The following is an 18,328-nucleotide window of genomic DNA, read 5'->3' on the forward strand; positions in this document are numbered from 1 at the left end:
CACCCTTTTTTTTTATTTTTCTTTTTTTGCATCCCCGCGTGCTAGCGGACCCGCGGGCGCGCCCCCCCCGCGCCCCCCCCCCGAGACCGGCACCGGCGTTGCCCCGGTAGGTGGCGGCGGTCAGCAGCGCCGACGCCGCGGCGTTGCCGTTGAGCGCGTCCACCACCGCCTTGGCGGTGCTGCTGATCGCGGAGGATTCGTTCGTGCCGAGGTTGACCACGACGTCCTTGCCGCTCACCGAGACGCTCAGCGCGGCCGAGGCGGCGTCCGGCTTCACCAGGGCGACGCTGATGTCGTTGCCGCCCTCGTGCCCGTACGCCTTGGAGGTCACGTAGAGCGTGCTCGCCGCGACCGTGCCGAACTGGGCCTGCGCCTGCCGGCGGTAGCCGTTCGTCTTGTACGGCAGATTGACGATCTGCGAGATCTTCGGGAACTCCTGGGCCAGGCCGGAGATCCGGTCGGTCACCTCGGTGGGGTCCATGTAACGGTCGACGAAGTCCGCGACGTAGTGCTTCTTCGGGGCCTTGCGCTTCTCACCCAGCCACTTGGTCACCGGAACCGTGACCGTACCGCCGCGGTTGCTGGTGATCGTGGCCTTGGTGGGAACCGCGGTGAGGGCCAGCGGCGAGCTGAACCGGTGGTACATGTACTGGCCGGCGTCGGTGAAACGCGACATCGTCGCGGTGCCGCCCGAGTCGGGGGCCGTCCCCTTGCCGCTGTCCCAGGTGACGGTGAGCACCGTCGCCGCGTCGATGGCGCTCGACTTCACCTCGATCGACAGGAAGTTCTGGTCGTCGAGACTGGTGAACCACTCGGCGCGGAGCGGGGTCAGCGTGTCGACCTCCGCCGCCGCCTGGATCTCGGCCGCGACGGCGCCCCGCCGCTGGATCAGGTTATCGGCGACCTCCGTCTGGTCGGAGATCTTGCCGACTATGTTGAATCCGAGATCGCGGAGGTTCTGAGCCTCCTCTGGGCTCAGTATCGCGTGCATCTCGAACCCGCCGTCGACGGGCTTCTTGTACTCCGCGAGGTCGACTCCCAGGGAGTTGAGCCGGTCGATGCCGGCCTCGTCGGGGACGATGACGCGCAGCAGCGCCACGCCGTTCTGTTCGGTGCTGGACTGACGGTCGGGGACAACCTCGCTGGCCGGCGGGGACGGCTCGGCGAGAACGGGGAGCGAGCCGAGGCTCAGGGCGATGGGAAGGGCGAGCACGGCCGCGACACGGCCGAGCCTCCTGCCATTGAGGGAACTCCTCATGAGAGATGCCTCCAGTTGGCGCACGCCTCCGGGTATTGGGTCAGCCCGGCAGAAAGTACGCAATTGGCAAGAATCTTCACCAGAGGATAGATCTTCGTCAAGGCCCCAAATCAATGCATTCTACGCATCCAACAACTTTAGGGTAAAATTTATATGAAATTTATACATAAGGTACATGTTTTGAGATGTAGCCGCCGTAGCTCTCAACCTCAAATTTTGCCGGATATAATCTAATTTGTCGCCTTTAAGGTGGTTTGAGGGTAATTCTGCCTCCGCTGCTGCCTTCTCGCCGGGTGACCGGCCGCAGCACAGCCCGCCACCGGACGCGGATCTCCGCGCCCAGGGCGTCGGTGTGCGCTCCGACCGGCGGCACCCCGCCCGCACGGGACCCTCCGGACGGTTTCCAGACTCGGCCCCGGCGCACGGAGTGTCCGTGCCGACGCGGTGAGCCACGTTCACCGGCATGCTGCCTCGGAGAGCCGGCGAGGATTCATGGTCACCGCGAGCGCCCACGGGTTCACTTCGAGCGGGGCATCAGCACCTTGTCGATGATGTAGACGGTGGCGTTCTTGGTGCCGATGTCGCCACAGACCACCTTGGCCCTGCCGGAGACGATGAAGTTCTGGCCCGAGCCCTTGACGGTGATCTGGCCGCCCTGCATGGTCTTCAGCGGCGCGCCGACCAGCTGTGACGGGGTCTTCCTGCCTTCGACCACGTGGTAGGTCAGCACCTTTGTCAGCTGCTTCTTGTCGGCCAGCAGCTTCTTGAGGGTGCCGGGCGGCAACTGGCTGAAGGCCGCGTTGTTGGGGGCGAAGACCGTGATGTCCTTGGCGTTGTAGAGCTTGTTGGTCAGACCCGCGTCCTTGATGGCGGTGTTCAGGGTGGACAGATCCGGGTTGTGGGCCAGCGCGGTGGTGACCCGGTCCCTGGCCGCGTCGCTGAGGCTGCCCTTGCCGGTGGCCGGCAGGGCCGAACAGCCGGGGCCGACCGGCTTGCCGCTCACGGCGGCCGACGGCGTCGGGGTGGGCGCGGAGTGGGTGGCCGCCCCCGCGGCGACAGGGAGCGCGCTCAACATCAGCACGCTCAGCCCGGAGACGAGAAGTTCCTTCTTCATGGGACCTCCTGATTCGGATGCATGAGCCGCCGGCTATACGCCCCGGCGGTTCATGCCGCCTGCTCACTGGCCACCTTCCCCCCAAATAGCCATCTATCGGGCATATAGCCATTAAATGCCTAAAACAGATCAGAATGTTCACCAGTAAGACGGCACCCCAGGTCACCCCCACACCGAATCAGGGCACAGAGTAATCAAACAAACTCATAGAGTGACAGTATGGCTCCACCGCTACCCGGCCCGCTGGCCCACCTGGCACCACTGCTGGACCACTACGGCTACCTGGCCGTCGGCACGCTGATCTTCATGGAGGATTTCGGCATTCCCGTCCCCGGGGAGACGATTCTGCTCACCGCCGCGATCTACGCCGGGGCCGGGCAACTGCACCTCGCCGCCATCGTGCCGATCGCGGTGCTGGCCGCGGTGGCCGGGGACAACCTCGGCTACCTGATCGGCCGCACCGGCGGTCGCGCCTTCATCCGCCGCTGGGGCCACTACGTCCTGCTGCCCCCGGAACGCTTCCAGAAGGCGGAGCGGTTCTTCGAACAACACGGCGGCAAGGTCGTCGTCGTCGCCCGCTTCATCGCGGGACTGCGCGAGGTCAACGGCATCGTCGCGGGCACCATCGGCATGCCCTGGCTCCGCTTCCTGGCATTCAACACCCTCGGCGCGGCGCTGTGGGTCACGGCGTGGACGGTGCTGGGATACACCGTGGGCAACTACATCGGCGAGGTGTACGACGAGATCGCCCGCTACTTCACCTACCTGCTCCTCGCCCTGGTCGTCCTGGCCGCCGTACTGATCGCCCGGCACCTGCTACGCCGCCGCCGCGACCGCCGGTGACACCGGAAAGCGTGTCGACCATGGTAGGCGACCAGGCTGGAGCCGATGGGAGGCAGGAGGCGGCCTTCACCGCCTTCGAGGACCGCCACGACGGCTGAGGGGCCGGACGGTCGGCCTCCCTGGTAACCGAAAAGGCGGACGATCACGAAAGGATGTTCGTGATCATCCGCCTGCGGCGTCACAGGACGGTTCAGGAAGCCCGTGCCCCCGCGGTGTTCGGCTGCTTCCGTGTTCTCAGCCGCTTCCCGTCCGCGTCCTCGTCCGCGTCCTCGTAAACGGTCCAGTTGATCCGCGTCCCGGCCGTCCGCCCCGTGGGCGGCGTCAGATAAGCGAAGGCACCGCAGTTGCCGGGCCATGCCGGGTTTTCCCCGCTGCCGGGGGTCGTGTTGACCACGCACGCCGTCTGCGCGACCCTGCCGTTGTTGCTCAGCACGGTGACGTACAGGCGCCTTCCCAACGCCGCCAGAGTGACACCGACCACGTTGCCGGGGTAACCGGCCACCGACGAGAGGTCGTGCCAGTTCGGAGTGGTTCTCGGATCCCGGAGAAGGGTCCGGCCGTCGCCGGGGACATAGCCGAGGTATTCGGTGTTGTCATTGAAAGCCGAGTCGATATCGATTCCCGGCCCCGGGGGACCCTGCGGGCCCGGGTCGCCCTCCTCACCCTCCTCACCCTGAGGACCCGCCGGCCCCACCGCACCCGCAGGACCCTGTTCGCCCTGGTCTCCCTTCCCGCCCTTCTCGCCTTGAGCACCCGCAGGACCCGCAGGACCCTGAGCACCCGCAGGACCCTGAGCACCCTTCTCACCCGCCGACCCCTGAGCACCAGCCGGACCTTGCAGACCTATCAGACCCTGCAGACCCCGCACACCCTGCGAACCCGCAGGACCCTTCTCACCTTGCGGACCCGCAGGACCTGCTGAACCCGGATCACCCTGTGGGCCCTTCCTACCTTCCGGGCCCCGTTCACCCTGCGGTCCGGGGAAACCCATCGGGCCTCGCTCACCCTCGGGACCTTCCGGACCCTCCGGACCTCGAGGTCCTGGAACACCCTGTATCCCCTTACGTCCCCGCCGTCCGCGCTCGCAGAATCTGTGACAACGGTGGCACGAACGGCCGCAACGGCGGCAAGGTCCGTGGCGGCACTCCCCGCGGTGGTCGACGGATGCGACGGGACCGCCACCCTTGGCAACCGCTCCGGCAGAGGTGCCCGGCACAGGCCCAGCCATCGCACTCACCGGCGCCTGGCTCAACAGCACCGTCCCCGCCGTGGTCACGACGACGGCACACTTCAAGAGACGGCGGCCAACGAGACCCCCGGCCGACCCGTTCCCATGAGGAGTCAACGCATTTCCCCTTGCAGTGAGAATCCGATTTTTTATCATTTCCAGTGATCCAAATCGGAAATACCCGCACACCAAAAAGGAAAACGCGCCCCCCGTTTTCGGGTCAGCAAACAGATGGCATTTCGGGGAAAATCAAATCCATCCCGACGGGACTTCTTCGCATTTTATGTGCGAGTAGACAATTCAACTTAAAGTGCCAGTTACTACGGCCCTATTCCCTGAAATGCGCCGAACGCGATATCACGGGAGCCGTACGGCAGGATGCGTCGACCGAGCCGAGGTCGTCACCGTCCCCGATCACCATCGAGGCGACCGCCGCCTGAGGTCACGCCGCCGAGGCCCCTGCCGTCCCGGCGGAGCGGGTCGAACCGGGCCTCAGGCGCCTGACGGAGAGCTTCCGCGCCGCGGCGGACTCGCGGGACTCTCAGGGTTGATGTTCTTCGGGTGGCTTGGAGACGTCTTCTGTCCAGCGGTGGGCCGAAACCCTTCACCTACCGACTGACAGTCGACATCAAATACTGAAAAATCATGTATTGATGACCAAAATCATCAATGTTACGTTGATGCCGTTTCGTTTACTGATCTTCTTCAACTGAAGAGAGACGGCACATGGGAAAACGTCGCTCGAAGCGAAAAATCCTGGTCTTAGCGCTGGTGGTCGTGCTGGGGGCAGCACTCACGCCACCGGCCATCGCAGAGTCATCCCAGGTCACCCCCTCGGTCACGCCCGCAGCGGCCGAGGAGCCAAAGACCGAGCGCGAGGTCCGCGTCAGCTTCAGGTACGCCGACGGGACCACGCTTACCGCGGATCGGTTACGGACCAAGGTCGCGAAGGCGACCGAGCCGCTCACGCCGGAGCAGGCACAGCGCGAGGCCAAGCAGGTCGCGGTCGCCACCGGTCAGAAGTCCTACCGCGACTCCGCCGAGTTCGGTGACGGCGAAGAGGAAGCGGGCAGGATCGCGGCCCTGGCCGAGCCGCCGGACGAGCCTGACAGCGGCTTCGTCGACACCTGCCTGTCGCTGCCGGGCGCGGAGAGCGCGGTCGGCCGTATCCACAACAGGTTCCAGTACTGCCAGCGCGGCACGATGATCTTCGACTACTGGAAGATCTACACCAACAAGCCGCCGGAGCACGAAGGAACGACCGAGGCCAAGTACAACATCATCGGCCTGTCCAGCAACCAGACACGCAAGGCCCGGATCTACTTCAGGATCGAGAAGGACTCGGTCGACTACGACTGGGGCCTGATCGACAACTGGGTCACCGCGCCCGGCCAGTCCTTCGTCGCGGTCGGTGACTGCCAGGAGTCGCCAACCTACTGCCACGGCGCGTTCTCCGGCATCGACCGCACCTGGAGGGACTGGGATCGCGGAGATTGGGCCAAGTGGGACATCTACTCCCATGAGGACCAGTCCAGCTACCAGGACAAGGTGCTGTACCACAAGTGGTTCATCAGGTTGACCTCCGGCGAGGAGGGGGAGTTCAAGATGATCGATGACATCCACACTCCTGACCGGATGATCCGTTGTGACTCGGCCGGCTACTTCCAGCACGCCCCGAATGCCTGCGTCTTCAGCGAGGTGCTCCCGCACATCACCTACTCCACCGGCGACAGGGATCTCGAATTGGTCGCCTTCCACATCAAGACGGCCCAGGACTTCCCCAACGACACCTACCCGCTACTCGTCCCGCCGGGCGTGCCAAGCCCGCGCGACAAGAAGATGCCCGGCCGGCTGGGCAGCGAGAGCGACCCGGGCCTGCACCGCTACGACCCCGCGAACACCACGGTCGCCAGGTCGAACGAGGCGCACAAGGAGGCCGCCTGCTACCGCACCGGCACCGAGCGGGACTGGTACTTCGACCTGTGGTTGCCCACGCCACCCCAGCCGCCCGCCGAGCAGTGCGACGAGTACCCCTTCGCCTCCACGATCGAGGGCGCCGCACACCCCGACTGGGACTTCTCGGTCCGGCCCGTACCGCAGCGGCAGAACTCCGTCGCGGGCGGCAGGCTGCGTGCCTACTACACCGGCGACCGCATCCTGCACACCTCGACCGACCCCAACGCGCCCGTCCAGGACGAGTTCTGGGTGAACATCACCGACGGCGGCAGCGGTGGCTCGCTACCCGCCCCTGTCAACGAACCGCCCACGGCCAACGCAGGGCCCGATGTCACCGGTGACGAGGGCGCCCGCATCACGCTCAACGGCTACGCCCACGACCGCGAGTCCACACCCGCCCTGACCTGGACCGTGAGCCCCGTCTCCGGCACCGACGCGGGCGCCGCCTGCGTGGTGGCCGAACCGCACGCCGCCCGCACCACCGTCACGTGCAACGACGACGGTGAGTTCGTGGCGACGCTGACGGCCAGCGACGGTGTCAACGGTCCGGTCAGTGACCGCGCGAGCGTGACCGTACGCAACGTCGCCCCCAGGGTCTCCGGCTCCGGCGGCTCGCTGCGCGGCTCGGCGGCCGCCGACCTCAACGGCTTCGGCCCCGAACCGTGGTCGGTCTACCGCGCCGGCACCGACGTCACCGTCACCGTGCCGGTCAGCGACCCCGGCACGAACGACACCCATACCTGCGTGGTCGTCTGGGACGACGGGGTCAGGGAGGAGTTCGCCGCCACGGGCAAGCGCTGCGACCGCACGCACCGCTACGCCCACCCCGGCATGTACACGATCAGCGTCACCGTCACCGACGACGACCTGGGTACCAGGAACCGGCAGACCATGGTCGTGGCCTACGACCCCGACGCCGGATTCGCCACCGGCGGCGGCCACTTCGTCTCGCCCGCACCCATCGAGGGCAAGGCACACTTCCAGTTCAACCCGAAGTACCTGCCCGCCGACCAGGGACCCGAGCCGGGCAACGGCAAGGTCACCGTCCGCGTGCAGGGAACGGACTTCGAGATCAGATCGGACCGTCTCGAATGGCTGGTGGTGACCACCGACGACCGGCTCGCCGTGAAGGGCGAAACGGCGGACGGGCGAGGCTTTGTCCTGTACGGCTACGATCCCGGACGGCTCAGGCTCGTGGTGTGGGACCTGAAGACCGGGGCCTACCCGGTACGGGCCAAGCTTTACGACAACCGGCCTTCGCTGGAGTACGACCTGGACCTGGCCGATCCCCAAGAGATCACCGCGGGATCGGTGCAGGTGCACAACTGACCGCTGATCTGATGTGAGGGCCCGCCTCGTTCGCCGATCAAGGCGTCCGGGGCGGGCTCTCGTACCGCGGTGACCGGCGAGCACGCCCGCCTTTCGGATCCGTCATAACGTTTGCCTGCGAACCACATCCCCATACACCGCTTTTACTCGGCCTGTGGAACGCTCTGGGCAAAGCAGACGACGAAGATCGAGTGGGGACCAGGTGGCATCGAGTACTGGGGGATCGACATGGTGGCGTCCTGGACGGGCGGTCGCCTCAGCCGCGGGAGCCGTCATGACGGCGATGCTGGCGGCGAGTTGTTCCTTCGGCGGCACTCCGGACCGGGCGGTTCCCGACGCGCGACAGGCCGACGCCCCCTCAACGGCGGCGGCCGGCCCCTCAACCGCGGCGTCCAACAGCAAGATCCAGAAAGCGCCGGCGGTGGACCCCGCATGGCCTCGTTGGGGGTTCACCCACACGGGGGTCAGCGCCAACAACGTCACCCCGCAGTTCGAGCAGGAGGTGAGCCGGAGGCTCGCCCAGACCCCGATGCTGCAGAACCAGCACATCATGGGGTTCGGGGCGCTCAACCCCCAACCGCGCCCGCAGGAGTTCTACTGGGAGGACCTGGACAGCCGGACGAACCTCATGAGGCAGTCCGGCGGCACACAGATCATCACGCTCTGCTGCGCCCCTGACTGGATGAAGGGCGGCCCCGAGGGCCCGACCGAGGACTCGGCCTGGGCCGAGCACCTGGAGGACGCTCCCTACCCCAAGCACTTCGACGACTTCGCCAAGCTGTCGGCGACCGTCGCCGCGAAGTACCGCGACGTCGAGTACTTCATGGTCTGGAACGAGTTCAAGGGCTTCTGGAAGGACCACTCCAAACCCGCGGACTTCAAGGGCTACACCGATCTCTACAACAAGGTCTACGACGCGGTGAAGGCGGTCCGGCCCGACGCCAAGATCGGCGGCCCCTACCTCGGCTTCGACAGCAACAGGACCGGCAAGTCCGAGCTGCGGGGCACCTGGGGAGTCGTCAACCAGAACGCCCTGGACGCTTTCAACTACTGGTTCGAGAACAAGAAGGGCGCCGACTTCATCGTGGTCGACGGCGCCTCGCTGACCGACGCCCACGAGTTGCTGCCCGACGCGTTCGGAGCGCTGAGCAAGTTCAGCGCGGTCACCACCTGGCTGCGCGACAAGACCGGCGACCTGCCGGTCTGGTGGTCGGAGTGGTACTTCGTCCCCGAGGACAACACCACCTGGCCGGAGCCGATGCGGCTCGCCGTCCAGGCCGCCTCGATGATCGAGTTCGCCAAGAGCGGCGCCGCCACCGCGCTGTACTGGAATCCGCAGGTCAAGGAGGGCACCTGCCAGGGCTGCATGTGGGACCCGCGGACCGGTGCCGAGCTCCCGACCGGCAAGCTGGTGGCCGACTTCACCACCTGGTTCCCGGCCGGAGCCGAACTGGAGCACATCACCTCCTCCGACCCCAAGGTCCGGGTGCTCGCGCAGCCGCGGCGACTGCTGATGGTCAACACCACCGACGCGAAGATCACCACGACCGTGGACGGCGAGTCGTTCGCCCTCCAGCCCTACGAGATCAAGTGGAGCGACCGCTAGCCTCAGGACGTCGCCGCCGGACACATCCCGGACGGGGCCGTGATCGGCGTACGGATGCCACCGGCCTTCCAGCCCCACCGCCGCGCCTGCTCACGGCGGAACGATCGTCCAGGCCGAACCGGTCTTTCGAGATGATGAGCGCAGGACGCTGTGAGGGATCGGGGAGATGAGCGTGGGGCAGAGGAGCGGGCCGTTGCGGGCCACCCGGTGGTTCGCTGACACACCGGTGCCGACGGGCGACATCGTGCGGGTACTGGAGGCGGCTCGCTGGACCGGGTCGGCGCGCAACCGCCAGCCGTGGAGGTTCGTCGTGGTCAGGGACCGCGGCCTGCAGCAGAGGTTGAGCCTGCTGGGAGGCTACGCGGCTCACCTGGCCGCCGCTCCCGTGGTCGTCCTGCTCGCGGTGGACCACGGCACGGGCGGCGAGGACGCGGAGTTCGACGCGGGCCGGGCCGCCCAGAGCCTCATGCTCGCCGCGCACGACCTCGGCCTGGGAAGCTGCCCGGCCTCGTTCTTCCCCGCCTCCAACGCCGAGCGGGCCGGCCGGATGGTCGGCGTCGAGGCTCCGTGGCAGGTCAGGACCGCGATCTCCCTCGGTCACCCCGCACCCGCGCCTCGCGGCAGGTCCGCGATCCCCTCGGGCCGCCTGCCGCTGGACGAGCTGGTCCGCTGGATCGGCCCCTGAGCGGCTGCCTTCTCACCGGCTGCTGTGCGGGGTCCAGCGAAGGGTCATGTCGGGCAGCGCCTCCACGTTGCGGCTGCCATCGCCGGTGCCGAGGACGGTGATGCCGGTCAGGGTCCGGTTCTCAGTCGCGGGTCGGTGATCCCGCCGGGGCAGGCGAGCCAGGCGATGTCCCAACCGGCACGCCGGGCTCCGGCCTGGTAGGCGCTCTCGTAGAAGGCCAGTACCGCGGCGCGCGGGTCGGCCGCTGATCGGGCGTCGTCGTAGCGCAGCACGGCCAGATGGCTGCCTCGCTGCTCGATCCACTCCGCGGCCTCGGGGCTGAGCGGTTCGTTCTCCAGCCCCTCGGGCTCGGGGGCGGTGTAGGAGTAGAAGGCGGGCTCGGGGAAGGCGTCGTCACCGAACCAGAAACCGGAGCTGATCACCTCCCGCGAGTAGGCCTCCCGCGTCACGGAGTCGACCGAGGGCGGCTGGTCGACCCGGCGGTCGGAGAAACGGCTGCAGGCGATGTCGAAGGTGTGCCAGAAGTGGTGCACCGGGCTGATCTTTCCCGAGAAGCCCGCGGCGAACTCCTCCAGCACCAGGTTCACCTGGCTCAGCACCTGCCAGTAGCGATTGGCCATGGCAGGGTCGTAGGCCGCGTGCTCGGTGTCCTCGACGAACGGCCGACCGGAGTCGGGCAGGTCGAACGGCCACGGCCTGTCCAGATCCACCTGCACGTCCAGCTCCGCCAGCGCCAGCATGACCTTCTGGTAGAAGGACGCCACCGACTGACCGTAGAGCGGGAAGGACACCGCCCGGCCGTCCAACTCGGTGACGAGTAGCTGGTGGCCGACGAAGTCGAAGTCGATCGTGAAGATCGGATTGCCGTCCGCCTGTCCCATCGGGCGGGTGGTGAACCCTCTGCCGGTGAGATGGAACGGCACGTTCCACCAGTGGTTGCGCCGGACCTCGGCGGTGAGCCGGACCTTGCCCACCACCTGGCAGAACCGGTGCAGCGTGGCCTTGGTGTCCCGCCACTCGTCCAGCGGTATCGGGGCGAACAACTCCATGACGCCACCATTCCCTCGACATGCACATCAAAGACCCGGCCGGCACCACAAACAGCAAGATCTTCACCGGGCCGCGCCGGGAACACCTGCAGGCAGTCCCAGGCCCTCCGGAGCGGGCGCGGAAGCAACTCGGGGCGCCCCGCGCCCGCGCCTCGCGGCAGGTCCGCGATCCCCTCGGGCCGCCTGCCGCCGGATGGCCTGGTCCGCTGGATCGGCCCCTGGAAGGATGCCGCCTCTCCGGCCTGTCCGAGGTGACCCACCGCGTATCCGTGCGGCACCCGACAAAGAGTCATATAGGAAATCTTTTATAAAGAGTAGGCAAATCCTTTTATAGCAGTGAGTACGCCCTTTTATCGGGGGTATCGGCCACGAGTATGTCCGGCCTGCGCGTGCTGCTTCCCGCACAGTCGACTTGCGTGTGGCTCGCCATTCTCATCACCACCCTGGCGACACTGGTACTGGCGCCGGGAGACGTTCTCATGGCGGCGTACGTCCGAGGCCGGATCGCGATGTCCCGGTGGAACCCCGGTACGGAAGCCGCCACGGCCCTCGCCCACGGCGTCCATGCGGGACGGTCCGACAACCCTGGGCGTCGATCCGCTCCAGGTCGCGGAGCCGGGCGATGAGGTACCGAGCTCGCCGGCCGCCCGGGGCACGCCTCCGGCACACCCCGGAGGCCTCCCGCCCGATGATCCCGCCCGGATCGGTCGGCCCTGCTCCCGTCGCACCAGGGGCTGCCCGCGTGCGGTCCGCTCCGGACTCCCCTGTCCTTCACGCGGCGCGACGCGTCCTCGGGCCTGTCGTCCCAGGCCTGCTCGGCATCCTCTTCGCGGCCCAGACGATCATGCCGATGGCGCTCGCCGGCTGGAGGATGCGCGGCATCGTCACGGCTACGCTGCGCCCGGTGAGGAGGATCTGCGACCGCCTCGACGAGATCAACGAGGGTCACCCGGAGGGCCGGATCCAGGAGTTCCCGGACCGGCAGGAGATCAACCGGCTCGCCCACGGCATCAACAGCGCCCTTGAGCGCAGCTGGAAGGCGTACCGGTTCGCGTCCGACGTCTCACATGAGCTACGCAGCCCGCTTACCGCCCTTCGCGTGCAGATCGAGGAGGCACGGCTGCATGGCGGGCAGACCGACCTGGACGACCTGCTCCGCCGGGAGTTACGCGAAGTCGACCGCCTTGAATCGATCATCGATGATCTCCTGACGCTGTCTCGCGCGGAACAGAGTGGCGGATCAGCGGCGTGTCGCCCGCTGGACATGGCGGTAGTGGTGAAGGAGTACGTCGCCCGGCGGCACGACCGCGTTCCGGCCGGGCTTCGGCTTGAATCCGGTGTGTTCGTCAACGGCGTGGAAACCCAGATCTCCCGGATTCTCACGAACCTGCTGGACAACGGGCAGCGACACGTCAAGAAATCGATCACGGTCGGAGTCCGGCGCGACGGCGACATCGCCGAGGTGACCGTCGAAGACGATGGCGACGGCGTCCCACCCGCTGAGCGGGAGCGCATCTTCGAGCGCTTCGCCCGGTCCGAGAAGTCGCGCCGCGTCGACCCGCGCGGCGCCGGGCTGGGTCTGGCGATCACACGCGAGATCGCCCACGCGCACGGCGGCACCATCCATGTCGAGGATTCCGCAGCCGGTGGCGCCCGCTTCGTGCTCCGGCTGCCCGCCATCGACCCGCCGGGTGAAACCGGCGAGATGAGATCGGTGTGGACGTCGCGAGCCGGCACCAGCTAGGTCTCCTGCTGACCACCCTGGGAGGTGACGTGACCTTCGCCCCCGATGGGTCGGCCCTGTACACGACCGGAAGGACCGAGGACGAGGAGACCTGGCTCTCCACCTTTCCCACAGATCCGGAGCAGGCCGCCGCCACGCTCTGCGCCCGGGTGGGAACCACTCTCTCAAGGGAGGAGTGGACGAGACTCATCCCCGAATCGTCCTACCGCGAGATCTGCCCGAAGGGCGCGGCGGGGATCAGGTAGGCGGTGTCCGCTCGGTCATGGGATGACTCCCCCAGGACGCCCCTGCTTGGGGGGCGTCTGCTGGGGCTCACCCGCCAGGAGTGCCCGGCCGAGGAGTGGGTGGCGACCCCGCCCTCGGATCCCGGCCGAGCGGCTCTGGCGGTCAGAGGATGCCGCGCTTCTGTGGCAGGTCGATGCCGCCGAACACGGTGACCAGGACGAGCCCGGCGAGGCCGATGACGACAAAGCCGAGCAGCAGCCAGGCGATGGGGTGCCCGAGGTTGAGCGTCCAGCTGGAGGAGCCCAGCCGGGCGTGGACGAGAAGGGCGGGGTCCCGCCGGTTGGCATAGATCGTGCCCGCGAGGAACCAGTACCGGTCATCGTCGCGCTGCGCCATCCCAGTGTCCTCCTCCTGTTCATCGGGCAGGGCGGGCAGGCGATGCCCTGCCTGGCCGACCTTCGTCTCCCACACCAGCCATCCGCCGAGCAGGGCGACCAACGGCAGGCACCCGGCCACCAGCCACCCGACCGTATTCCCGACGACCCCCCATTGCCGCAACGCCCAGATGAGCAGGCTCAGATTGAGGCAGGCGGCGGACAGCAGCGACAAGGTGGCCACACCGCGCAGGTAGATGCGGTAGCGGCGAGCCGAGGACTTGGGCCGGGCCGCGTCGAGGTCGGGCCGGGCACGCAACACGATCAGGATCACGACGACGACCAGCAGGGTGAGCCCGACCTGGGACAACACAGGCTCGAACCATCCGGCCACGGCGCTGGACGACCACCAGCCGATCCCCGCGGTGAGCAGCACGACGGCCAGGGCGGGCAACCCCCACACCCACGGCACGCGGACCGGGTCGGTGCGGAAGGTCGTGTCCATGGTGATGCCCTGGCGCCGCTCGCCCGCCCATCCCCCGCCGCTCTTGGCGGCGCGGACCTTGAGATGGGCGCGGTAGTACAGCAGCAGATCGGCGGCGACCAGTACCCCGAGTGTCACCGCCGGCTGCCCTGTGAGGATCGAGACCACCGCGGCGACGGCGGCCACCGCGACGACCAGGCGGGTGTAGCTGCGCCGCTGGGTGACGATCGCCGGGTCGCCTGCCCGCTCGGCGGTCACCCGCACCCCGAACGGCAGCGTCGGCCGCGCCAGCGCGGGCAGCACCAGCATGAGGCAGGTGACCAGCGCGACCAGAGCCAGGTCGGCGGCGATGGACAGCATCATGACCGTGTCCCGAAGCCGGCCACGATCGCCTCGCAGCGTCGTATCACGTCGTCGCGGTCCAGGCCGTGAACGGTGGCTTCCGCCAGGAGTACCCGCATTCTCTCTTCCCAGTCGTCGATGAATCCGGCCTCGGGCGGGCCGGTGTCGGCATCGCGGCGGATGACCGCGCCGCTCTTGCGGTTGATCCGGATGATGCCCTGCTGTCGTAGCAGGTCATAGGCCTTGTTCACGGTATGGAAATTGATACCGAAGTCCGCGGCGAGCTGCCGTGTCGAAGGTAGTGGGTCGCCTTCGCGCGCCTGCCGGCGGGCGATCGCCTCCACGACCCGGTCCCTGATCTGCTGGTAGATCGGGACCTCGCTGTCCAGGTCAAGTGTCAGGTGCACATCGACATTCTATCTGATATAGAACTAATAGAACAGATACAACTTGCCAAGGAGGCAGCATGATCCAGGTACGGATTCACGACGGAACGCTGAGCGTGCACTTTCCGCCGTGGACGCGACCGTTCGTCAGGGCCGGCCAGGTGGACGTGCCCCTGGAGGCGATCGCCGACGTACACCACCTCGACCAGCCGCTCGCCGCGGCCAAGGGGCTGCGTTCCGGGCTGGTGGTCAGCGGCTACACCAAGGTCGGCACGTGGACGTCCTTCAGCGGCGTCAAGCGGCTGGTGGCCGCCCGCCGAGGCGTTCCGGGCGTGCGGATCGTCCTGAAGCACAGGGTGGCGGGCGTCGACGAGCTGATCCTTGGCGTCCAGGACGCCAAGGAGATCCAGCGCCGGCTGACGCAGGTGCAGCAGTGAGCATCGAGGTACGCGGCCTGACCAAGGCGTTCGGCCCGGTATCCGCGGTCACCGACCTCACCTTCCAGGCCGCCCCCGGCACGGTGACCGGCTTCCTCGGGCCGAACGGCGCGGGCAAGACCACCACCATGCGGATGATGCTGGGCCTGGTCGCGCCCACCTCCGGCACCGCCGTCATCGACGGAAAGCGCTACGCCGACCTGGCCAGGCCGTCGGCGACCGTCGGCGCGGTACTGGACGGCTCCGGCTTCCACCCGGCCCACACGGCCCTGCGCCACCTGCGGATCTACTCCCGCATGGGCGGGTACGGCAAAGTCCGCGCCCTGCAGGTCGCCGAGTTGACCGGGGTGTCGGCCTTCGCCGGCCGCGCCACCCGCACCCTGTCCACCGGTATGCGCCAGCGCCTCAACCTGGCCACCGCCCTGCTCGGCGACCCCCACGTGCTCCTGCTGGACGAGCCGGGCAACGGCCTCGACCCCGAGGGCATCGCCTGGATGCGCACCTTCCTGCGCGACCTGGCCGCCGAGGGCCGCACCATCCTGATCTCCAGTCACGTCCTCGGCGAGATCGAGCAGACAGCCGACCGCATCGTGGTGATACGTCAGGGACGGCTGATCTCCGCCGGCCCCATCTCCGAGCTGTACGGCAAGACAGCCGTGCTTGTCCGGTCACCGCGGGCAGAGCGGCTCAGAAGTCACCTCACGGTCCCCACGGAGATCCTGGGACCGGACACCCTGCGCATCCACGGCATGACCACCGCGCAGGTCGCGACCGCCGCGGCGGACCGCGGTATCGCACTGCACGAGATCACCCCCGAACGCCCCACCCTGGAGCAGGCGTTCCTCGATCTCACCGGAGGCCACCGATGATCGCTCTCATCGCGGCGGAATGGAGCCGCCTGACCGGCACCAGGCTGTGGCTGTGGGGTCTGCTGGCCGCTCTCGGCAGTGGTGCCCTCACCGGGCTGCTCGCGCTCATCGGGCCGGAGAACTTCACCCCGCCCATGCCGGGCCTGGACACGGCCGAAGGCGTGCACGTCATGCTCGGCCTGCTCGGGTTCACCATGTTCATCCCCGCCCTGCTCGGGACGGCTGCGGTGACCACCGAATACCGGCACCGGACCATCACCACCACGGCGCTGTTCGCCCCCCGGCGGTGGACCTGGCTGGTGGCCAAGCTCCTCACCTACACCGGAGGCGGACTCGTCTACGGCCTCATCGCCTGCACCGTCGCCGCCGGCGCCCTCTTCACCGCGGCGGCGCTCAGGGGTGTCGCCCTTGGCCTGCCCACGAGCACCGTCCTGGCACTCCTGGCCCGCATCGCTCTGGCCATGGCCGTCTACACCCTGCTCGGCGCAGCGGTGGGCGCGATCCTGCGCAACCAGGTGGCGGCACTCGTCACCGTCGGCGCCTACCTGTACATGATCGAGACCGTTCTCATGCTCATCCCCGGCGTCAAGGCGGTCTACCCCTACCTGCCGGGCGGCGCGACCTCCGCGCTGACCGGATTCACCTACCTGGCCGACGCCATCGCCGGCCAGACCGGCACCTCGGCCACCGCGTTGCTCTCCGCGCCACTCGGCGCCGCCGTACTGCTCGGCTATGCCCTGATCGCCACCGTCATCGCCGTCGCAGCACCGCTCAGGCGAGACATCACGTGAAGGATCCGCTGGAACACCTGGTGGTCCAGCACCGGGCCGATCTCCCAGCCGGCGTGGCGGGGCCCCCCCGGGCCGGGGGGGAGCTCGGGCGGGGGGCCCCGGGGGGGGCCGGGGGGGGGGGGCCCCCGCCCGCCCGCTGGGCGCGATCTCCCGTGACCTGCCCGCCGCGCGGGAGCGGGTCGCCGAGGCGCTGGCCGTGCTGGCCCCGTACGCGGGCGAGCGCGGGGTGAGGCTGGCCCTCGAACCGCTGCACCCGATGTACTGCGCCGACCGGGCCGTGCTGTCCACGCTGGGCCAGGCCCTCGATCTGGCCGAGCCGCACCCTCCCGAGCAGGTGGGCGTCGTCGTCGACACCTTCCACGTGTGGTGGGACCCGAACGTCCTGGAGCAGATCGCCAGGGCCTCGGGGCGGATCGCGAGCTACCAGGTGTGCGACTTCCTGTCTCCGCTCCCCGCCGACGTGCTGCTCGGCCGGGGAGTGATGGGCGAAGGCGTGATCGACTTCGCACCGCTGACCGAGGCGGTGGCCGCGGCGGGCTACACCGGGGACATCGAGGTGGAGATCTTCAACGCCGACGTGTGGGCCGCCGACCCCGACGAGATCCTGGCCAGGGTGCGGTCCTCGTTCGCCGAGCTCATCGGAGAATGACACGCGGGCCCGCAGAACGGACTCCGAGGCGACAGGAGCGTTCCAATCAGGGGAAACCGCGTTCGCCGGGCCCGGATTACCGCTTCACGGTGAAGTGACATGTCAGCTGCTCGTACGGTAGGGGTATGACGACCGCAGAGAGCGAAGCCAGCCCCGCCATACAGCGGCCGCCGGAACATGTCCTTGCCGTACTGGAAGCGATCAGGGAGTGGGAGGCCGCCAACCCCGACTCGGCCCCTTCGGGCCAGGGAGAGGCGATCCTCTGGGCCCTGGGCAAGCGTGAGCAGGCGCCGATCAGCGGCCGTCCGGCGTCGGGATCCCCGCCCACCCTCGCCGAGGCCCGCGCGGAGATCGACGCCGCCGAGCGGGTTCCGCGCGAGGGCCGGGTCGTCCCCGCCGACGGGGTCATCAGCACCCTGAGCTGGCTGATCGGCGCCAAGGACGGGCTGCCGATCCCCGGCCGCCGATCCTCGGAAGGCTGGGGACACCTGGTCGGCGGCCGCGGCGTGATCCTGCGCACCGAGGCCGAGATCGGCCGGATCGCCGAACTGGCCCATGCGGGCCGGCCGAACGCGGCGGGCGAGTGGGAGCGGGAGTGGTGCTCCGGGACCATCGCCGTGTGTGAGTGGGTGCTCGGCACCCGCAGGAAGTCCCCGGTCCGTAACACACCGCGTCCCATCCACGGACCGACCGGACTCAACCTCGGCATGGAGGAGAGCGCGGCCGAGGACGTGTCGCGACAGCTCGGCCGGGGCCGTCAGCACTCCCCCGGCTACGGAGACGGAGTCATCCGGACGATCCGCTGGCTGCGCGGTCAGCTCATCGTCCCGCCGGTCAACGAGCAGGGAAAACCGATCTCCGGCGCCCGCTGACCGCCTGTCCCGATCCTCCTTCCTGCTCCCCTACGACACGGCGGGCCCGGACCCCGCGACGTCACGACGGCGGGCCCGGACCCCGCG

16 protein-coding genes and 2 pseudogenes are annotated in these 18,328 nt (G+C 68.3%); 12 read left to right on the forward strand and 6 right to left on the reverse strand.

Going from position 1 to position 18,328, the window contains the following annotated elements; all coding sequences use genetic code 11:
- Together ABZU75_RS39105 and ABZU75_RS39110 are read right to left on the reverse strand one after the other, a co-directional pair.
- Positions 1–1,258, reverse strand: a pseudogene (locus ABZU75_RS39105) (hypothetical protein); the annotation flags it as partial.
- A gap of 517 nt (positions 1,259–1,775) precedes the next feature.
- Positions 1,776–2,372 (reverse strand): fasciclin domain-containing protein, encoded by a 597-nt coding sequence (locus ABZU75_RS39110; protein ID WP_355566048.1) that lies wholly within the window; start codon positions 2,370–2,372, stop codon positions 1,776–1,778.
- A 219-nt stretch (positions 2,373–2,591) separates the two neighbouring features.
- Between ABZU75_RS39110 and ABZU75_RS39115 the strand changes: the two genes are divergently transcribed.
- Complete coding sequence (locus tag ABZU75_RS39115; protein ID WP_355566051.1) at positions 2,592–3,215, forward strand: DedA family protein; 624 nt, start codon at positions 2,592–2,594, stop codon at positions 3,213–3,215.
- A gap of 190 nt (positions 3,216–3,405) precedes the next feature.
- On the opposite strand, the gene ABZU75_RS39120 is transcribed toward ABZU75_RS39115, so the two are convergent.
- Positions 3,406–3,696, reverse strand: a complete 291-nt coding sequence (locus tag ABZU75_RS39120) for a hypothetical protein (protein ID WP_355566054.1) — start codon at positions 3,694–3,696, stop codon at positions 3,406–3,408.
- A gap of 264 nt (positions 3,697–3,960) precedes the next feature.
- On the opposite strand from ABZU75_RS39120, the gene ABZU75_RS39125 reads away from it, so the two are divergent.
- The 4 genes from ABZU75_RS39125 to ABZU75_RS39140 all read left to right on the forward strand — a co-directional run bounded on the left by ABZU75_RS39125 (position 3,961) and on the right by ABZU75_RS39140 (position 10,019).
- Complete coding sequence (locus ABZU75_RS39125; RefSeq protein ID WP_355566057.1) at positions 3,961–4,137, forward strand: hypothetical protein; 177 nt, start codon at positions 3,961–3,963, stop codon at positions 4,135–4,137.
- 1,032 nt (positions 4,138–5,169) lie between these two features.
- Positions 5,170–7,728 (forward strand): PKD domain-containing protein, encoded by a 2,559-nt coding sequence (locus tag ABZU75_RS39130; RefSeq protein ID WP_355566059.1) that lies wholly within the window; start codon positions 5,170–5,172, stop codon positions 7,726–7,728.
- A 274-nt stretch (positions 7,729–8,002) separates the two neighbouring features.
- Complete coding sequence (locus ABZU75_RS39135) at positions 8,003–9,334, forward strand: xylan 1,4-beta-xylosidase (RefSeq protein ID WP_355566061.1); 1,332 nt, start codon at positions 8,003–8,005, stop codon at positions 9,332–9,334.
- A 166-nt stretch (positions 9,335–9,500) separates the two neighbouring features.
- Positions 9,501–10,019 carry a nitroreductase family protein gene (locus tag ABZU75_RS39140; protein ID WP_355566064.1) on the forward strand — a complete coding sequence of 173 codons (519 nt, stop codon included), beginning with the start codon at positions 9,501–9,503 and terminating at the stop codon, positions 10,017–10,019.
- 107 nt (positions 10,020–10,126) lie between these two features.
- Here the strand turns inward: ABZU75_RS39140 and ABZU75_RS39145 are convergent, their stop codons facing one another.
- On the reverse strand, positions 10,127–11,068 hold the full coding sequence (locus tag ABZU75_RS39145; RefSeq protein WP_355566067.1) for a DUF5996 family protein: 942 nt from the start codon (positions 11,066–11,068) through the stop codon (positions 10,127–10,129).
- A gap of 742 nt (positions 11,069–11,810) precedes the next feature.
- On the opposite strand from ABZU75_RS39145, the gene ABZU75_RS39150 reads away from it, so the two are divergent.
- Together ABZU75_RS39150 and ABZU75_RS39155 are read left to right on the forward strand one after the other, a co-directional pair.
- Entirely contained in the window at positions 11,811–12,812 is a 1,002-nt protein-coding gene (locus ABZU75_RS39150) for a HAMP domain-containing sensor histidine kinase (protein ID WP_355566070.1), read from the forward strand.
- Positions 12,785–13,057, forward strand: coding sequence for a hypothetical protein (locus tag ABZU75_RS39155; RefSeq protein ID WP_355566073.1), 273 nt, complete (start codon positions 12,785–12,787; stop codon positions 13,055–13,057). The genes ABZU75_RS39150 and ABZU75_RS39155 overlap by 28 nt, the downstream gene beginning before the upstream one ends.
- A gap of 142 nt (positions 13,058–13,199) precedes the next feature.
- Here the strand turns inward: ABZU75_RS39155 and ABZU75_RS39160 are convergent, their stop codons facing one another.
- Both ABZU75_RS39160 and ABZU75_RS39165 read right to left on the reverse strand, forming a co-directional pair.
- Positions 13,200–14,258, reverse strand: a complete 1,059-nt coding sequence (locus ABZU75_RS39160; RefSeq protein ID WP_355566075.1) for a hypothetical protein — start codon at positions 14,256–14,258, stop codon at positions 13,200–13,202.
- The gene (locus ABZU75_RS39165; protein WP_355566077.1) at positions 14,255–14,644 is read right to left on the reverse strand and encodes a GntR family transcriptional regulator; all 390 of its coding nucleotides are present in this window, start codon (positions 14,642–14,644) and stop codon (positions 14,255–14,257) included. The genes ABZU75_RS39160 and ABZU75_RS39165 overlap by 4 nt, the downstream gene beginning before the upstream one ends.
- Before the next feature lie 59 nt (positions 14,645–14,703).
- Between ABZU75_RS39165 and ABZU75_RS39170 the strand changes: the two genes are divergently transcribed.
- The 5 genes and pseudogenes from ABZU75_RS39170 (at position 14,704) to ABZU75_RS39190 (ending at position 18,241) form a co-directional block, all read left to right on the forward strand.
- Positions 14,704–15,060, forward strand: a complete 357-nt coding sequence (locus tag ABZU75_RS39170; RefSeq protein WP_355566081.1) for a hypothetical protein — start codon at positions 14,704–14,706, stop codon at positions 15,058–15,060.
- Positions 15,057–15,929, forward strand: a complete 873-nt coding sequence (locus ABZU75_RS39175; protein ID WP_355566084.1) for an ATP-binding cassette domain-containing protein — start codon at positions 15,057–15,059, stop codon at positions 15,927–15,929. The genes ABZU75_RS39170 and ABZU75_RS39175 overlap by 4 nt, the downstream gene beginning before the upstream one ends.
- Positions 15,926–16,720, forward strand: a complete 795-nt coding sequence (locus ABZU75_RS39180; RefSeq protein ID WP_355566087.1) for an ABC transporter permease — start codon at positions 15,926–15,928, stop codon at positions 16,718–16,720. Before ABZU75_RS39175 ends, ABZU75_RS39180 begins: the two co-directional genes overlap by 4 nt.
- A gap of 151 nt (positions 16,721–16,871) precedes the next feature.
- A pseudogene (locus ABZU75_RS39185) lies at positions 16,872–17,369 on the forward strand (sugar phosphate isomerase/epimerase family protein); the annotation flags it as partial.
- A 125-nt stretch (positions 17,370–17,494) separates the two neighbouring features.
- Positions 17,495–18,241 carry a hypothetical protein gene (locus tag ABZU75_RS39190; RefSeq protein ID WP_350917098.1) on the forward strand — a complete coding sequence of 249 codons (747 nt, stop codon included), beginning with the start codon at positions 17,495–17,497 and terminating at the stop codon, positions 18,239–18,241.
- Positions 18,242–18,328: the final 87 nt, after the last annotated feature.

The organism is Streptosporangium sp. NPDC005286, assembly GCF_040607515.1.
In the GTDB taxonomy this organism is placed as follows: domain Bacteria; phylum Actinomycetota; class Actinomycetes; order Streptosporangiales; family Streptosporangiaceae; genus Streptosporangium.